General features: G+C 31.3%; 14 protein-coding genes and 1 other annotated feature. Of the genes, 2 read left to right on the top strand and 12 right to left on the bottom strand.

The genetic code is table 11. The annotated features are described in order from the left end of the window. Nucleotides 1-120 precede the first annotated feature (120 nt). The 7 genes from V6137_RS11855 to pgsA all read right to left on the bottom strand — a co-directional run bounded on the left by V6137_RS11855 (nucleotide 121) and on the right by pgsA (nucleotide 9,138). Nucleotides 121-1,449, bottom strand: a complete 1,329-nt coding sequence (locus V6137_RS11855; RefSeq protein WP_425448152.1) for an alanine/glycine:cation symporter family protein — start codon at nucleotides 1,447-1,449, stop codon at nucleotides 121-123. Nucleotides 1,450-1,636: 187 nt separating this feature from the next. Then, nucleotides 1,637-1,852 (bottom strand): hypothetical protein, encoded by a 216-nt coding sequence (locus tag V6137_RS11850; protein ID WP_425448151.1) that lies wholly within the window; start codon nucleotides 1,850-1,852, stop codon nucleotides 1,637-1,639. 61 nt (nucleotides 1,853-1,913) lie between these two features. Further along, complete coding sequence (locus V6137_RS11845) at nucleotides 1,914-3,209, bottom strand: bifunctional folylpolyglutamate synthase/dihydrofolate synthase (RefSeq protein WP_425448150.1); 1,296 nt, start codon at nucleotides 3,207-3,209, stop codon at nucleotides 1,914-1,916. 111 nt (nucleotides 3,210-3,320) lie between these two features. After that, on the bottom strand, nucleotides 3,321-4,997 hold the full coding sequence (locus tag V6137_RS11840; RefSeq protein WP_425448149.1) for a hypothetical protein: 1,677 nt from the start codon (nucleotides 4,995-4,997) through the stop codon (nucleotides 3,321-3,323). A 405-nt stretch (nucleotides 4,998-5,402) separates the two neighbouring features. Next, complete coding sequence (locus V6137_RS11835) at nucleotides 5,403-8,051, bottom strand: valine--tRNA ligase (protein ID WP_425448148.1); 2,649 nt, start codon at nucleotides 8,049-8,051, stop codon at nucleotides 5,403-5,405. A gap of 27 nt (nucleotides 8,052-8,078) precedes the next feature. Beyond that, nucleotides 8,079-8,252, bottom strand: coding sequence for a hypothetical protein (locus tag V6137_RS11830; protein WP_425448147.1), 174 nt, complete (start codon nucleotides 8,250-8,252; stop codon nucleotides 8,079-8,081). Between the two features lie 75 nt (nucleotides 8,253-8,327). Next, nucleotides 8,328-8,547 (bottom strand) — a binding site (T-box leader). 39 nt (nucleotides 8,548-8,586) lie between these two features. After that, nucleotides 8,587-9,138 carry a CDP-diacylglycerol--glycerol-3-phosphate 3-phosphatidyltransferase gene (gene pgsA / locus V6137_RS11825; protein WP_425448146.1) on the bottom strand — a complete coding sequence of 184 codons (552 nt, stop codon included), beginning with the start codon at nucleotides 9,136-9,138 and terminating at the stop codon, nucleotides 8,587-8,589. Between the two features lie 263 nt (nucleotides 9,139-9,401). On the opposite strand from pgsA, the gene V6137_RS11820 reads away from it, so the two are divergent. After that, complete coding sequence (locus V6137_RS11820; RefSeq protein ID WP_425448145.1) at nucleotides 9,402-9,980, top strand: ABC transporter substrate-binding protein; 579 nt, start codon at nucleotides 9,402-9,404, stop codon at nucleotides 9,978-9,980. A gap of 8 nt (nucleotides 9,981-9,988) precedes the next feature. On the opposite strand, the gene V6137_RS11815 is transcribed toward V6137_RS11820, so the two are convergent. Next, the gene (locus tag V6137_RS11815) at nucleotides 9,989-10,237 is read right to left on the bottom strand and encodes a hypothetical protein (protein WP_425448144.1); all 249 of its coding nucleotides are present in this window, start codon (nucleotides 10,235-10,237) and stop codon (nucleotides 9,989-9,991) included. A 248-nt stretch (nucleotides 10,238-10,485) separates the two neighbouring features. Between V6137_RS11815 and V6137_RS11810 the strand changes: the two genes are divergently transcribed. Further along, nucleotides 10,486-11,166, top strand: a complete 681-nt coding sequence (locus V6137_RS11810; RefSeq protein ID WP_425448143.1) for a hypothetical protein — start codon at nucleotides 10,486-10,488, stop codon at nucleotides 11,164-11,166. Nucleotides 11,167-11,413: 247 nt separating this feature from the next. On the opposite strand, the gene V6137_RS11805 is transcribed toward V6137_RS11810, so the two are convergent. The 4 genes from V6137_RS11805 to V6137_RS11790 form a co-directional block, all read right to left on the bottom strand. Further along, nucleotides 11,414-11,962: a hypothetical protein gene (locus tag V6137_RS11805; protein WP_425448142.1), complete on the bottom strand. Its 549-nt coding sequence runs from the start codon at nucleotides 11,960-11,962 to the stop codon at nucleotides 11,414-11,416. A gap of 220 nt (nucleotides 11,963-12,182) precedes the next feature. Beyond that, nucleotides 12,183-12,788, bottom strand: a complete 606-nt coding sequence (locus tag V6137_RS11800; RefSeq protein ID WP_425448141.1) for an FMN-dependent NADH-azoreductase — start codon at nucleotides 12,786-12,788, stop codon at nucleotides 12,183-12,185. 102 nt (nucleotides 12,789-12,890) lie between these two features. Further along, a complete protein-coding gene (locus tag V6137_RS11795; protein ID WP_425448140.1) occupies nucleotides 12,891-13,028 on the bottom strand; it encodes a hypothetical protein in 138 nt (45 codons plus the stop codon). A 54-nt stretch (nucleotides 13,029-13,082) separates the two neighbouring features. After that, on the bottom strand, nucleotides 13,083-13,754 hold the full coding sequence (locus V6137_RS11790) for a nitroreductase family protein (protein ID WP_425448139.1): 672 nt from the start codon (nucleotides 13,752-13,754) through the stop codon (nucleotides 13,083-13,085). Nucleotides 13,755-13,945 lie beyond the last annotated feature (191 nt).

Genomic DNA, 13,945 nt, shown 5'->3' with positions numbered 1-13,945 from the left:
AAGTCCGAGAAAATAGTGGAGAAGGGAGAATGGAAAGAGGAGAGATAAAATACAAAAAATAAGAAAGATGCCTTTGGCATCTTTCCCATCTCTCATCTCTCCACTCTCATCTTTCCTCTATCATTTAATTCCGTTCCAATATTTCCTTGTCTCAGCCACTACAATGCCACTTAAACCTATTAAACCAATTAGGTTAGGTACAGCCATCAATGCATTCATAACATCGGCTAGAGCCCAAACTAAGTCTATTTTAGCCACTGCTCCTCCCATTATTGCAAGTATAAATATTATTTTATAGTATTTAACCGTCCAGTGTCCCGTTAGATACTCTAAACACTTTTCACCATAATAACTCCATCCAAGTATAGTTGAAAAGGCAAAGAATATTATACCAAAGGAAACTATATATCCTCCTGGTCCCGGTAATGCTGTGTTAAAGGCTTTTGTGACCATGGCCGGTCCTTTAACTCCAGCTTCCCAAGCCCCAGTGGTTATAATTACTAGTCCAGTAAATGTACATACTATTATAGTATCTATAAAAGTATCTAACATTGATACTAATCCTTGCCTAGCAGGTGAATCAGTTTGAGCTGCTGCCTGAGCTATTGGAGCACTACCTAGACCCGCTTCATTTGAAAATATACCTCTAGATACACCACTTTTTATTGCCTGCCTTACAGTGGCTCCTATAAAGCCACCTACTGCTGCCGTTCCTGTAAAGGCATTATTAAATATTAGACTAAAAGCATCGGGTATAGCATCTGCTTGTATTATTAATATAGCAAAACATCCTATTATATATCCTCCTGCCATAATAGGTACTAAGTACCCGGTTACTTTACCTATGGATTTTATTCCCCCTATTATAACCAATGCAGCGGCTATAGTTATAACTATACCTGTTGCCCAAGGAGGAACATCAAAACTAGTTTCTAAAGCCTCTGAAATTGAGTTTGCTTGAACCATATTCCCTATACCAAAGGATGCTATAGTAGCAAATAGAGCAAATAATGCCCCAAGCCACTTCATATTAAGACCCTTTTCTATGTAATACATAGGTCCGCCGGAAACTTCACCTTTCTTACTTCTAACCCTATATTTAATAGATAAAACAGCCTCAGAATATTTAGTTGCCATTCCTAAAAGAGCTGTAATCCACATCCAGAAAAGAGCCCCTGGACCACCGGCACCTATTGCAGTTGCAACACCTACTATATTACCAGTTCCTATTGATGCAGCCAAAGCTGTAGTTAAGGCTTGAAATGGGGATATATCTCCATCACCACCGCCTTTGGCAAATAAATATTTAAAAGATGTTGGTAACTTTCTAATCTGGATAACTTTCAACCTTAAAGTTAAAAATATTCCAGTTCCCAATAAAAGTATAAGTAGAGGAGTACCCCATAAAAAATCACTTATACCTTTAAGTGTTGAAGTTAATTCTGTCATTTTTTCACTTCCTTTCAGTTTATTATTTTATGTATAACTTCATTGACCATACTATTATATATTCGTAATATGTATTACTCTATGTTAATATTCTACACATTTGGCTTAATACATATTATAGTCAATATATCTAAATTTATTTTACCCAAAAAAAAGAGATACTAAAAAATTTAGTATCTCTCCCATATTACATTAATATATTTTTCATAAATGTTTTATCGTCAAGTTTAATCTTCCTCTTCTTTGCCTCTATTATCATATCATTTAACAAAAACTTTTTTTCATTATATCCTTCATTATCTTTTTCCGATAATTTTCTTAATATTTTCATATTATTGTTTATCTTCCAAATAAGTCTATCATCGTTTACATTTTTGTAGGGTCTAAATTTTATTATATCCATTATTTTCCTCCTATAGTGTGTGTTATATATTATAGTTTATTCACCATAGGAAAAATAATAACTATTTTGCCATGATTATTTTTCTTACATCTCCAATCAAATATAGTGACCCTGCAAAAACTATTAGATCATCTTCATTTGCAATCTCCATAGCCTTTTCTATAGCCTTTTCTATATTTTCCTCTGCAATACAGTTTTCATTGTATTTTTTAACTATTTTAGCTAAATCCCTTCCCTCCATAGCTCTAAATATATTAGGTGTAGTAGTTATTACCTCATCGGCAACCTCTACCAACTTAGGAATCATATTTTCAACATCTTTGTCAGCTAACATTCCAACCCCTAATATTAATCTATTATATTTAAATACATTATCCAATGCCTTTCTAAGGGATTCAATGCCTTCTACATTATGGGCACCATCTATTACAAATGTAGGTTTTCTCCTTACCACTTCAAGTCTTCCCATCCACTTTGTGTTTTCTAATCCCTTTCTTATTTCCTCTTCAGTTACATTTACAAATCCTTTATCCCTCATAGCCAAGATTGTAGTTAAGGCAGTAGATGCATTATAGGCTTGATGCTCTCCTAATAATCCTGCATTTAAATCCCTTAAATCATAATTATTATATTTAAAATCGAATTTACTACCGTCTTGAGATAAGCTCTTTATCTTAAGATTCTCCATAGGTACAATGGTAAGATCAGCATTTTTTTCATTAGCAACAGATTTTACCACCTCTAGAGCTTCCTCTTTTTGTGGATAACTTATAACAAAACTATCATTTTTAATAATACCAGCCTTTTCGTATGCTATCTTAGACAATGTATCTCCCAATATATCGGTATGGTCCATACCTATAGGTGTTATAACCGATACTAGTGTGGAGTTTATAACATTGGTGGAATCATATCTCCCCCCTAGTCCAACTTCTAACACTACAAAGTCCACATTAGTTTCTTTAAAATACTGTAATGCTATAGCTGTTACAATTTCAAATTCCGTTGGATGATTAAATCCATCCTCAACCATTTCTTCTACTTTTTCTTTAACAGAAACAACTATTCTAGCTAAATCTCCATCAGGGATATTGTCATCATTTATTCTTATCCTTTCGGTAAACTTCTCTAAATAAGGAGATGTAAATAAACCTACTCTATAATTAGCTTCTTTTAATATACTTGTTATATATGAAGATGTAGAACCCTTTCCATTGGTTCCTGCTACATGTATAAATTTTAATTCTTCATGGGGATCTCCCATTAACTTTAATAGATGTCTTATATTATCTAAGCCTAATTTACTTCCGAATTTTTTAGTTCCATGTATATATTCAATAGCTTCATTGTAATTCATGTTCTCACTCCTATATCTTATACTTTTATTGACTAAATATATTTTACCGTGAATTTTTACATAAAACAAGAAAAACATCGTATCTTGACGATGTTTTTCTTAAGATTTCCTTTATATAAATATAGAGTTCATATATACATATTGTCCATATAGGAAATTAAGCATAATCACAGATATCAGTAAATATATGATATAGGTAACCCCTATGGAAATTAACGGTTTTTCCTTTTTTAATATCCAACTGGTGATAATGCCTAATATTGTGAAAGCTATAGGTACTATATATTCAGCATAACTGATTTTCAAAAATTCCGGTATATAACTATAGGTTATACCATCATAGAAGAAATCCATAGAGTTTATTTGAACTATTGTATTAACTATAGCTGCCAAAATAAATACAAGCCAAAAGCGCTTTTCAATTTTTTCATTAAATATTATAAGAACAACTAGTAATAATAATGCCGGTAAAATTGACATAAATCTAACTCCAAACACATTGAATACAGCATATATTATAACAGGAAGTTGTAAATAAAGGGCCTGTTTAAAGTCTTCGAAAACTATTTTTTCATCTTTAGCAACCAGTTCCGGATCATTACTTGCAGCAAATATGGTTCTATCATCTATATCCATTGGGTCAGTCCAAAATACATATTTATAATTATCCGTTTTTATAAAGGATACATTACTAGACCATCTTAGTGTATTTGATAATAGTTTTACATCTTTCATATCATCTCCTGATAAAGTTAGTTTAATGACATTTGCCCTTTTTGACATTTTATCAAGATTGGTTAATCCAGTGGTATAGACTATTAAATCACCATCATTACTTACGAGAGTAGGCACATCTGCAAATCCATCTACTCCTATTTCAGATGCCCTTTCTATTCCCTTTTTAGTTGATAGCTCCTTAGTTGTCTTATCATATGATGATAGATTATATATATATGTATTCACTCCATTTTGTTCAACCGTACTAATATTATATACGTAGTTTCCATCGATACCTATTTGGGCATCCTTCAATCCCGCCTTAACTTCCATAACTTCATCCATTAGTATTGGATTTGACCAGCTTTTTTCCTTGTATTCACTTACATATATTCGCTTTATATCTGAGGATCTTCTACTTTCATTTTCAATGGCCTGAAGATATATGGTATCATTAAACTTTTCTAGTCCAACCTTTACGATTCCCTTTAGATTCTTAGGACTATCTAGTTTTACAAATCCAGCATCTTCCTTTTTTAAAACTTCAACACTACCATCGGTATATGCCAATGCTAAATAGGTTTCCTCTCCATTTTCATAAAAACTAAAGTGTTTTATATTATCAAACACTTTTTCCCTATTGGATAATTTTTTATAATTATTATTAAAACTTCCCTTGTATAAAGAATTATCCTTATAATCTCTCCAATAAAAATCTTTATCTTTTAAGTAGTATTCACTGGAAAAAATCCTATGATAACTTAATCCATCTAATTCCACGTTATATTTATCTAATACTTTAAGTTTTTTATCTACCTTTGCTATATTTAGCTTCTCACTATCTTCATCTGTAAAGTACACTAAAATAAATTTATCATTATCTATCTCTTTTATTATAGTCCTCTTATATGTTGTATTATAATCTCCTACGGTGAACTCTCCACTCCAGTCCGGCGATGGTCGCCTCTTTAACAGTTTAAGATTTGTCCAAATATGCATTGAACTAATAGCTAACATAAAGATAATGAAGATAGCTATTGTAATGATAGGTACCTTTCTTTTTAACCTCATAGTATGTCCCCCTTTATATAGTTGACAGTTGGCAATTGACAATTGATAGTTACAGTGATTTTATTCACTATGTTCATAAAATATTATATTTCAAACCCGCTTTAGATGATTTGCATCTTAACTGTGCATTATCAATTGTCCACTATCCACTGTCTGTTGCTTTTTGTAAAGGTAGCTTGGAGTTAATTCCAAGCTACCTTTACAGTCATTGTAATATTCATAATCTTTTATTCAATTTAAAGTTATTAAAGGATTCGTAATCCCAACTTGAAAGTTGTTGAAGAATTCGTAATCCCAGCTTGAAAGTTGTTGGGGGATTCGTAATCCCAGCTCGAAAGTTGTTGGGGGATTCGTAATCCCACCTTGAAAGTTGTTGGGGGATTCGTAATCCCCCAACTCATGCTACTACTTTGATTTCAAGTTCTCCAACCTTTCTAAAACCTTATCCATCATTTGTTGGTACTTAACTTGTTTTTCCTTCTCTTCATTTACAACATGCTCTGGTGCTTTATTTACAAAGCCTGCATTTGATAGCTTACCCTTTACCCTCTTAAGCTCTCCTTCTAGTTTTTTCTTTTCTTTTTCAAGTCTTTCAATTTCCTTGTCTATATCTACTAATTCCTCTAATGGCAAGAATATTTCACAATTTTCCACCACAGCAGACATAGCATCTTCTCCAATACCTTCCTTTGTTTCCCTAACTTCTATATCTGATGCTGAAGCCAATGTTTTAAAATACTCTTCTCCAACATTTAAAATATCCTTTACCCTATCATTTTGAGTAACGAATATACATTTTGCTTTTTTAGAAGGTATAACATTCATTTCTGCCCTAATGTTTCTAATATTTCTTACTGCTTCCATAACAAAGTCTATATTTTCCTCAGACTCTTTATAGTTGTTTTCATCCCTATATTTAGGCCACTCTGACACCATTAGACTTCCATCAGTTTGTGGAAGATGCTGCCATATTTCCTCGGTAATAAAAGGCATAAATGGATGAAGCAGTTTTAATATATCCTTTAATACTGTTATTAGAACATATCTAGCTGTATTTTTATCCTCTTCATCTTCTCCATATAATCTCGGTTTAACCATTTCTATATACCAGTCGCAATATTCATTCCATGTAAAGTCATATATTTTTTGAGCAGCTATACCAAGCTCATATTTATTAAGATTTTCTGTAACTTCTTTAGTTACATTGTTAATCCTAGATAGCACCCATTTATCCTCTTCTTTAAATCTAATCTTTGCATCTTCTTTACCAATTATGTCTTCTTCTAGGTTCATTATAACAAATCTAGTAGCATTCCACAATTTATTGGCAAAGTTTCTGCTTGATTCCACTTTTTCTATATGGAATCTCATATCATTTCCAGGAGTATTACCTGTTATTAACATAAACCTCAATGCATCGGAACCGTATTTTTCTATTATTTCAAGGGGATCTACACCATTGCCAAGGGACTTACTCATTTTTCTCCCTTGGGGATCCCTTACTAGTCCTGTTATAAATACATCTTCAAATGGAATCTCTCCCATATTTTCTATACCCGAAAATACCATTCTAACTACCCAGAAGAATATGATATCATATCCCGTTACTAATACATCTGTTGGATAGAAATATTTTAGCTCTTCCGTTTCTTCTGGCCATCCTAAAGTTGAAAAAGGCCATAGAGCAGATGAGAACCAAGTATCTAGGGTATCTGGATCTTGCTTTATATTTTCACTATTACACTTACTACATTTTTTAGGTTCTTCATCTGAAACTATTATCTCATCACAGTCCTGACAATGATAAACAGGTAATCTATGACCCCACCATAATTGTCTTGATATACACCAATCTCTAATATTTTCAAGCCAATTTAAATATATTTTTCCAAATCTATCGGGAACGAATTTTAAGTCTCCATTTTTATATGCATCTATTGCAGGCTTCGCTAATTTCTCCATTGCCACAAACCATTGTTTAGAAATAATAGGTTCAACGGTTGTACTACATCTCTCACAATGTCCAACATTATGATCATGTTCCTCTATTTCAACTAAAAATCCCTGTTCCTCTAAGTCCCTTATAATTTGTTTTCTAGCCTCATATCTCTCAAGACCTTTATACTTTCCACCATGTTCATTTATTTTAGCATCATCATCCATGATTTTAAGTTGTTCTAAATCATGTCTAAGTCCCACTTCAAAGTCATTTGGGTCATGGGCTGGAGTTATCTTAACCGCACCTGTACCAAACTCCATCTCAACATATTCATCCGCCACAATAGGTATCTCCCTATCCACAAGGGGTAGAATAAGGGATTTCCCAACTAACTCTTTATACTTTTCATCTTCAGGGTGAACTGCAACTGCAACATCGCCTAACATGGTTTCTGGTCTAGTGGTTGCTATAACAATGTATTCATCACTATCCTTAACTGGATATCTTATATGCCATAGTTTCCCTTTAGACTCCTCATGTTCAACCTCTGCATCGGATAATGCAGTTTTACAACTAGGGCACCAGTTTATAATCCTATTTCCCCTATATATAAGTCCCTTTTCATATAACTTTATAAATACTTTTTCTACAGCTTTACTTAATCCTTCATCTAATGTAAATCTTTCTTTTGACCAATCACAGGAAACTCCTAGCTTAGTTAATTGATTTCTAATATTCCCACCATATTCTTCTGTCCATTCCCAAGCCTTTTCTAAAAATTTCTCTCTTCCCAACTCCTGTTTACTACTTCCCTCTGACTTTATTTTAGCAACTACCCTAGCTTCAGTTGATATACTGGCATGGTCCATTCCAGGAAGCCATAGTGCTTCATAGCCTGCCATTCTCTTCCATCTAATAAGTATATCCTGTATAGTTCCATTAAGGGCATGCCCCATATGAAGATTTCCTGTAACATTTGGTGGAGGCATCATTATTGTAAATGGCTCCTTTTCTTCATTTACTTCTGCTTTAAAATACCCATTTTCATTCCAATAATCATAAAGTCTATCTTCAAACTCTTTTGGATTGTATGTTTTTGACAAATTATTTTCCATTCTTTTTCCTCCTCTATTTTAAATAGTCTATCTTTTTCCATAAAACATAACTAACACGGCCACTATAGCCACAAGAAGACCGGAGCTTTTAACTATTAATAATGTTTTTAGTGAAGATATTTTTCCTTTTTTAAAAAGTCTATCAGAACCAAAGACTATAAGCCCACTTATAAGGAACATAATAGCACCTGCAGTGAACATTTTATCACTTCCTTTTTTTAATATGTTGGGTGACTATGAATCCCCTAACAACTAATAAACCCCTTCATCCTAATTAATAAGGACGAAGGGGTTGTTTCGCGGTACCACCTTAAATTCTAGACAAAAATCTAGCACTTAATCATCTAACGGATATTCCGTCTAAGTCTACTTACCTTTCAACTTAGAAGCTCTAGAGCTACCTTCGGTAAACATTGCCTATATGGAGTATTTCAGCCCAATGTACCCCATTCTCTGTATAAGATATTTACTTACTCCTCTCTTTCATAGCCTATTATTATATAAAATTGTTTATTATATATTAAACTATAAAATACTATTTGTCAACACACTCTTTATTATTATTTACCATTTTAACCCTTTTAAACCCTATTAAATACTTTATAAAGGCTATAAGCATAATAATAACCGTTATAGTTATCAATATATAATTTATTATATAATTAAAATCAAATGCAACTGCTAAAATAGCTACATAAAATGATATTGTGGCCATTTTACCAAATTTATTGGCGGGAATTACAGTTTTATTTTCCTTAAAGTATAGCAGTAGACCTCCTAATATCATCGTTATTTCTTTAAGCCCTATCACTATTATCACCCATATTGGAATATATCCTTCACTTGTAAAACAAATAAGGGCAGCGATCTGCATAAGCTTATCTGCCAATGGGTCTAATACAGTACCGTATTTTGTGACCATATCATATTTCCTAGCTATATAACCATCTAAAACATCGGTTATACCTGCTAATACAAATATATATGTGGCATAAAGTAAGCTATTTTCAATGGATGAATAAAATACAATTATAAATGCGGGAATTAAAAAAAATCTAATAGTTGTTAATATATTTGGTATGTTCATAATACACTCCTTTGTAAATTTTTTGCTCGTCCAATATATTACTTTAGTTTATATTATCCATATGTACAACAATTATCCTACATTCCTTACTATTCTACAAATCATCATATATTCCTTTTTATTTTTTAAGTTTCTAATCTAGCCATCCTAATAAAACTATAGGTAATAACTTATTTATATATGCAATGTAACTATTCTTTATACCTAGAATATAATAAGATTATATAAATATTTATATATTTAAATTTTAAGGAGGCTTAAAAATGAAGAAAATAAAGTTACTATCAATTATTTTATTAGTGTCATTGTTAACAAGTATATTATTTACAGGTTGTAAAGATGACAATTTAGAGACAATAAAGCTAGTTGAAGTTACCCACTCTGTTTTCTATGCACCACAATATGTTGCAATAACCCAGGGGTTCTTTGAAGAAGAGGGGCTTAAGATTGAACTAACAAATGGTAAAGGAGCAGATAAGTCAATGACTGCCCTAATCAGTGGTCAAGCCGATATAGGCTTTATGGGACCTGAAGCTTCGATATATGTTTATAATCAGAATAAAAAAGACCATGCTGTGAACTTTGCTCAGTTAACCCAAAAAGATGGTTCTTTCCTTGTTGGTAGAGAAAAAGATGAAGATTTTAACTTTGATAAGTTAAAGGGCAAAACAATAATCGGCGGTAGAGTTGGGGGTATGCCAGAAATGACCCTTGAATATGTACTTAAAAAACATGGTTTAGATTTAGAAAAGGACGTTAACATTAGAACCGATATTCAATTTGCAATGATGGCAGGAGCTTTCACCGGTGGCGAAGGTGACTATGTAACATTATTTGTATGATACCACCATTATAATGCCGCCACAATATATCCTAAAAACATAGCAATGAAAAAGCTAAAAAATACTAATGTGTTAAGTATCAATAATTTTATTTTTCTATAGATCTCTAGTTTATTACTTAATAATGCTCCAATTATACCTATGGCACCAATTAGAAAGTTTAACATTATAATACCTGAAGGTAAAAATGGTAAAAATGTAATAATAAATATCGCTGTGCCGATAAAAATGGTAATATTACTTTTCCTTATTTTCATTATATAACCCCTTTGTCATATATTCGTTATGCTATATCTTATCTATAACAAAATTATATCACTTATTTCAAATATTTTCTAATCTATAAGTGGTAATCCGTTTTTAAAACTATTTACTTTCTTTTCCTATGTTAAATATGGGAAAAACACTTTTACATTAATTTGAATAACTGTTGACCATTAGTCGATTACTGAATACAATAATGAAGTAACAAAATAATTTTTTTGAAAATTATAGGAGGTCTTTTATGAAAAATAAATACATATTTATTTTTATTATCTTTATGATTGTATTGCCTATTATTGGTTGTTCTGAAACTATATCTGATAAAAAAAATAAAGAAACAATTGTAAATAATAGTATAACTTCTAAGGATATTGAAGATGAAGGAGGTTCCATAGACATAAACAAATTAAAACACTCAGAATATGAAAGATTAAATAAATTTTTTTCAGATATTACTTATGTAGGTCTTAAATCCTTTGAAAAAAATAGTACTTCTAATGAAAATTTAATCTACTTTTCCATTAGATATAACTTTATATTTAATCAAGATGAAACCATTGAAGATATATATTTTATGAATGATACCTATGTAAATAAAACACTGAAAAAATTTTTTAACAAGCAAATTGACCAACACCATAATCTTGCAAAATATAATATTACCTACAAAGATGGTTATTACAAAATAAATGATGATTTTTATCAAGGAGGTTCAGGTGAAACTTATTCCAGTTTTATTAACAGAATAAAGAAAATTGAAGATGATACCTATACTATATATGTGACCAATTACATTACTTATTATGATGGACAAGAGGCTGTTTTAAGTAATATAAAGTCAATTGTCAAAAAAAATGATAAAAATGAATATGTTCTTTTACAATATAGTAAACTTGCTAATGATACTTTAAAATCCCGTTAGATAATTTTAAGGAAAAGTCCTTATTAGAAGAATTAATGGATAATGTTAACTTTTCACTATAAAAAAACTAGGACTTAAGTTTTAGGTGTTGGGAAGAAAATAATAAGTCAAAGATGCGACGGATATTTTGTATCAGACAAGGAGGCAGAATTCGTTGATAGTGGACTATAAGCATGTTCTGCCGACGCAGTATGATGCAAAATAGACTAGCATACTGACTTATTATTTTTTTCCGAATCCCTTAGTCCTAGTTAAATCTAGTTTGTAGTATTTTCAACGTCTCTATATCGAACGTATCAATTTCTTGAAAATATTTAATATTTGTTTTATTATTCAGTATATTAGATAGTTTTTCACCTGCATCTGTTCTCTTAAGGAGTTCTTTAAAAGCATCTGACTCTTTCTGTAAAGCTTTTAGCCCCTCTTCAGGAGTGTTATGCAAGTGAAGGTTTACAATTAAAGGGAACTCTATCACAGCTTTAATCAATTCATTTGTATTCATCTCTTTTAAAGTATCACTTGGAATTCTACATGCTTTAACCTTTTCTTCTTTAGTTGTAAGTTTATTCCAATTTTTATCATCAGGAGTTATTGAATAAATAGATTTACCACTAAACCTGGCTCTTATGCTTTCATCTTTTTCTGTTATATCTATATTTTCTTTTGAGATTTCGTCATTATTTATAACCTGAATAATATTTTTTGTATTTTTAAAAGTCATATGTATTATTACCCTTTGAGTTAATATTATTAATAGTAGTACTATTAATAATATTTTAAAATATTTCCCATTCATTTGTATATTACAAGGATACTTATGCTTCTTAAGTGAATAATATCTCCACTAATTAATGAACAATTATCCTTGAATTTCACCTCTCTTCCCCCATTTAGATATTACACACAATTTTTCTGGACCTCTTGAGTTTATACTAGAAGTATATCAGGGTAAAAATAGCTTATACAGGTAAAAACTATTATATAAGCTATTTTTTATACTTGCTAATTACCTTTTACTAAAACTGCTTTGCTGTATTTTCTGCTTCCTCTATCGTTCTTTTTAATATATCTTCAATATCATTACTTGCCATATCTAATCCGTCTGCAGATATAGTTGTAAAATCAGTAATTCCTAAAAATCCAAATATTGTCCTTAAATATCTATCTCCCATCTCAAAGTTTGAATTTGGCTCTATATCATATATTCCACCCCTTGATGTAATATTTATTGCCTTTTTATTTTCACATAAACCCACTGGACCTTTATCTGTGTATTTAAATGTTATCCCAACAACACAAATATAGTCAATATACGCCTTTAATATAGCAGGAACACTTAGATTCCACATGGGCTCTGCAATTACATACTTATCCACATCGGCAAACTGATAAGCATATTTAAGAATAGGATGGTTTTTACTTTCTTCATTTTTAGGTCCAAACACAACTCCTATATCCTCTTCAGTTAATGATTTTATCCCTTCTTGATATAAGTCTAAAGTTATAACTTCATCCTGTGGATTTTCTTCCCTATACTTGTCAATAAAACTATCAGAGATTTTAAATGTTCTTGATTGACCCTTTGGTTTTGAATTGGCTTTAATATATAATATTTTACTCACTTAGCCTTGCCTCCTCTGTTTTATAAATCTTCTTTTCCTCTTAAGTGTTTTACAAGATTAAGTAATTTATTCAGATTTACTATGACTTATTTATCCCTAAAACTATTGGGTTGATGAAGGATCATCAACCCAATTTTTCTTTTTATCGTCCATTTCATGTAAAAATTTATTTAATAATTTATTGATTTCCTCTATTATTTCTTCTTCTGTGAATTCCCCAGTATAAACTATTTTATCCAAGGACATCACCTCTTGATAATATATATGTAAACGAGATTTTGTCCTATAACTATATTACCACCTGTCTTTAAATACTTTCTTCTTCATATCAAATGGTTCTCTCGCTTTTGGTTCTTCATTAGGGTAACCTATTGGTACTAATACCTGACATGTTACCTCTTCTGGCAGTCCTAATATTTCATCTACTTTATCCATGTCCATAAAATCAACAAGACAACCCTTTAGCCCATTTGCTACTGCTGTCAGTATTATGTGATGTGCTGGTATATACACAGGTGAACTCATTAATAATGCTTTACTTGCCTTTCTATTGTTATTATTTCTCAAAAATTCAACTATCTCTTCACCATAGCGAAGTTTATTTCCTATGACTCCATAATCATCGTCATCTTGCTCTCCTATGTCCCATGCTATGGAACCACAGCATGCAATTACTACAGGTGCTTCACTTATCCAATTGGCCCAATGTGTGGCTTCCCCTAACTGTTTCTTTGTCTCCTTATCACGAATAATTCCAAAATAATAATTACATGTATCAGTTTCAGGTGCCAAACCAGCATTTTCTATTAATTCTTCAATTATATCTTCTGGCACTTCAGCATCTTTGAAAGCCCTTACTGATCTTCTGTTTCTGAATACATCTTTTAAATCCATAAAAATAAATCCCTCCTCGTATAATATAGTTAGAACATTTGATAGAAAATAAAGTTCTTTTCTACCGAACATTCTCACTAAAAATAACTTCAATATTCATATTCTTAAATAACCTTTTAATACAAAACTTATCTTATTTTTTTATTATCTATCAAATTTCTAGCAAGGTGGTCTAACTTGCTAATTCATAATATAATATCTCTTGAATAGAGGATAGACGTATCCCTCCTGGGAGGTTTTAAACCTATACCCGTAGTTTAGCA

The organism is Dethiothermospora halolimnae, assembly GCF_037577855.1.
GTDB classification, from domain to species: Bacteria; Bacillota; Clostridia; order Tissierellales; family VENL01; genus Dethiothermospora; species Dethiothermospora halolimnae.
Note: the sequence above shows the minus strand (reverse complement) of the source record. Positions and strands in the feature narration are given on the sequence as shown.